The 3,884-nt window shown below is 59.2% G+C and carries 1 protein-coding gene and 1 tRNA gene; one reads left to right on the top strand and one right to left on the bottom strand.

Annotation, left to right across the window (positions count from 1 at the left end; translation table 11 throughout):
* Window positions 1-91 precede the first annotated feature (91 nt).
* Window positions 92-168 (top strand) — tRNA-Pro (locus BLX41_RS08345).
* A 97-nt stretch (window positions 169-265) separates the two neighbouring features.
* Here BLX41_RS08345 and BLX41_RS08350 read toward each other — a convergent pair.
* Window positions 266-3,884: transporter substrate-binding domain-containing protein (locus BLX41_RS08350; protein ID WP_404942750.1), on the bottom strand; the 3,619-nt coding region annotated here is incomplete at its 5' end.

Raw genomic sequence — 3,884 nt, forward strand, 5'->3', positions numbered from 1 at the left:
TGAAACCAGTTAGCGCTGGGATCGAATCTTAAGAACAGAGGCCAAAAGCACTGTTCGAAGAAGGCGCCTCTAGAAGGTGCCTTTTTTTTACCGGGGTATAGCGCAGTCCGGTAGCGCGCCTGCTTTGGGAGCAGGATGTCAGGAGTTCGAATCCCCTTACCCCGACCATATTCACGAAAAAGGGCACCTCTTGAGGTGCCCTTTTTCGTTTGTCTGCAAAAAAACGCTGAATCCAGAGGCCGCCCGGAAGGCGGCCCCCTTGTTGTCAGTCGAGGGGCAGTTCTTCCCAGACCCTGCGTTGCTCAAGCAGGCGCTGTTCGAGGGTGACGATGGCCTGTTTCACCTGTTCCACGCCTTCCGTGACCATGTCCAGGGAAAGGTCGGGACTCAGGCAGGCATCTTCCAGTTGGCGACAGCTCTCCACCAATTCTTCGCCCTTGACCACGCGCGCAGCGCCCTTGATGCGGTGCGCCAATTCTGCCAGCTCGGCTATCGCCTGCTCCTGGAGCAAGGTGTCGAGGCTCTGCATATCCGTGCGATTGTTGCTGAGCAACTCACTCAAAATACGATGCAACATCGTCGGCTCGCTGCCCACCAGGGTATGCAGGGACTCCAGATCGAATACCCTAGGAGAGCGGGGACTGGCTGGCTTCGGGGGCTGGAGGTTCTCGCGCTCACCCTCATCGGCCTGTCCCATGGACAGCAGACGATCCTCCAGCTCATCCAGGCTGATGGGTTTGATCAGGCAATCATTCATGCCTGCCTGGATGCAGCGCTCCACTTCCTCCTGCTGGGCGTCGGCGGTCAGGCCGATGATCATCATTGGCTCGCTGGCGTTGTCCCGTTCATCCTGGCGGATCGCCCGGGTCATCTCGGCGCCATTCATGATGGGCATGTGGCAGTCGGTGATGATCACGTCAAAGTCCTGCTCGCGCCAGAGATGCAATGCCTCCAGGCCATTCTCCGCCTCGAACACGTCATGTCCGAGAAAGCACAGCTGCTGCTGCAGGACCTGGCGGTTCACCGGATGATCGTCCACCACCAGAATCTGTAAACGGTACATGTGGCGCTTCTTGACCTGAGGCGGACGCTCAGAGGTGGCCACCCGCTCCAGTACTTGCAGGCGCAGCTCCACATCCACACGAGTGCCATGCCCCAGGGCGCTGCTCATCGATACCCGGCCACCCATCATTTCGCACAAGGAGCGGCATATCACCAGGCCCAGGCCAGTGCCCTCGATGTTCTGCACGTTGCGCTCTACCTGGGCGAACGGTTGGAACAGACGCTGCTGGCTGCTGGGGGAAATGCCAATTCCCGAGTCTTCAACACTGAGCCCGACCCGCAGTAAAGAGTTTTCCACCAGATCGCCGGAAATGGTCACCTTGATAAAGCCGGCTTCGGTGAACTTGATGGCATTGCTCACCAGATTGGAAAGGATCTGCTTAAAGCGCATCCCGTCCACCAGCACGTCGCCGTTGATGCTGGAGTCGATCTCGAGGATCAGGCTCAGGCATTTCTGCCGGGCCAGTCCCTCGAATACCCGGGCCACCGACTCCACCAGTTCGCGCAGGTTGGCGCGTTTGGGCGAGAGGCTCAGGCGTCCGGACTCGATGCGGGCGATGTCGAGGATGTCGCCGATCAGCTCCAGCAGGCTTTTGGCCGAGCTGTAAGCGATTTCAATGCTGGAACGCTCGATCCGATCGCTGTCGGCGCGTTTGAGCGCCAGTTCCAGAATGCCGATGATGGCGTTCATCGGCGTGCGTATTTCATGGCTCATGGTGGCCAGGAAGGTGGTCTTGGCCCGGCTGGCCTCGTCGGCGAGATTCTTCGCCTCCTTCAGCTCCTGGACCAGATGACGGTGCTTGGTAATGTCCAGCCAGCCGCAGATCACGCCTTTGGTGACACCGTTGGCGTCCTGGAATGGCTGAATCCAGTGCTCGATCCAGACGTCCTTGCCCTGCAACTGCACGGCATACACGGAGGTAATGGTCTTGCCGTCGTTGATTGCTTGAAGGTAGTTCCGGTGCAGGTCGGGCTCTGCCGCAAAGTGTTCATCGGGCAGTTGCCGCACGGTCTTGTTCAAGACTTCTTCGGCACTTAGCCCGACGCTCTGCAGATAGCTGCGGTTGCAGGACAGCATGTTGCCTTCGATGTCCCGGATATAGAGGGCCGGAGGCATGTTCTCGGCAAGGGTTTCGATAAAGCGCAATTGCTCATTGAGGGTTTTCTCGGCCTTGACCCGACGACGCAGGTAGACGACCCAGAGCAGCGAGAGCAGGAGCAGCAACGAAGCACCGGCAATGATTTCGGCGATCATCAACGCATAGTCGCGCCAGGTTTCGCTGCTCATGCCCGGGGGGGAGCGCCAGTGGTTGGCGATGGCGTTCAAGTCGTCCGCCGGGATGCTGAGCAGGGCCTTGTCGAGGATGGACTGCAGCTCCGAATCGCTTCGCCGCACGGCAAAACTGGCGGTTGCCTGGCTGGTATGAATCAGGTCGGCAATAGCCAGGCGATTCTGGAACAGACGGACAATGTAGTAACGCGAAGCCGGCAACGACACCACAGCAGCGTCGGCGGCGCCGGCATAGACCATGTTCATGGCGTCCAGCGAGGCGCCGGCTTCGATCACTTCGGCTTTCGGATAGAGCTTGCGCACATGTTGCAGTGTCACGTGCCCGGTAGGGATGGCCAAGCGCTTGTCTGTCAGGTTTCCTGGTCGTTGTGCCTTGCCTTCCTTGTCGGTCTGAGTCACGAGGACGAAAGGGCTGGTCAGGAAGGGGCGGGTGAAGCGCAGGTTGTCCTCACGTTGCGCGCTGGCGGTCATGATGGCCAGGTCGGCCTCTGATTTGCGCAAGGCTTCAATCTGCTCCGGGTAGCCGCCGTTGCGAACGGTGACCTGGAAGTAGAGTCCGGTGCGCTGGGATATCACTTCCAGCAACTCGGCAGTGACGCCTGAGAAGATACCGCTGGCATCGAAGAAGGCAATGGGCGCCAGGTCGTCATTGATCACCAGGCGTATCACCGGATTGCGGGCGATCCAGCGCGACTCTTCCGGTGTCAGTGTCACCCTTTCGTCTGACGGAATGAAGCCGCTACCTACCCAGCGCCGACTCAGGCTGAGGAGCTTTTCCTTACCGATAGCGTCAATGCTCTGGTTGAGAATCCGCAGCAGGCGCTGGTTGTTCTCTTGGAGCGCATAGCTGTAGCCACCCTGGGAAAAGTCGGCGAAGCGCTCGAACTTGAGATAGTCGTAGTAGGAGCGATTGATGCGGAAGTAGGCGCTGAGGAGATCGTCCACGTACATGTCGGTACGACCAAAGGCCGCTGCGGCTATGGCTTCGTCATGGGTGGGAAAGACCACCAGATGGGCCAAGGGAAAGCGTGACTGCAGTTGCGTGCTGTGTTCCTGGGTCACAGAAACTCGTAATCCGGCCAGATTGGAGGGTGGTCTGCGCAACTCATCATTGCGTTTGAACAGCGCCAACCGACCCTCGGCGAAAGGTCGGGTAAACCTGATGGCGTCGGCAGGCTGCTCGGAACTGTAACTGCCCAGCAGGTCGATGCTGTCAGCTTGTAAGGCCTGCATGGCCTCTGCCCGAGTGGCAAAGGGCACGATCTTGATGCGAACCCCGAGCATCTGCCCAATCAGAGCGCTGACATCAGCGGTAATGCCCTCGTAGTGATTGTCGTTGTAGCTGACATGAAAGGGGGGCGACTCTGTGGTTAGGGCACCGATTTTCAGTTCCGACCTGTGGCGAAGCCAGCGCCAGTCTTCATCCTCAAGGGCGAGGTCGTGGTGATCAAGGCGTACCGTGCTGTACAGCGTGCTGGGCAACGCCGGAAGCTGGGCCGCCGCCGGTTGAGCACTCAATATCGCCAAGCAG

This window comes from Pseudomonas protegens, assembly GCF_003732485.1.
In the GTDB taxonomy this organism is placed as follows: domain Bacteria; phylum Pseudomonadota; class Gammaproteobacteria; order Pseudomonadales; family Pseudomonadaceae; genus Aquipseudomonas; species Aquipseudomonas protegens_B.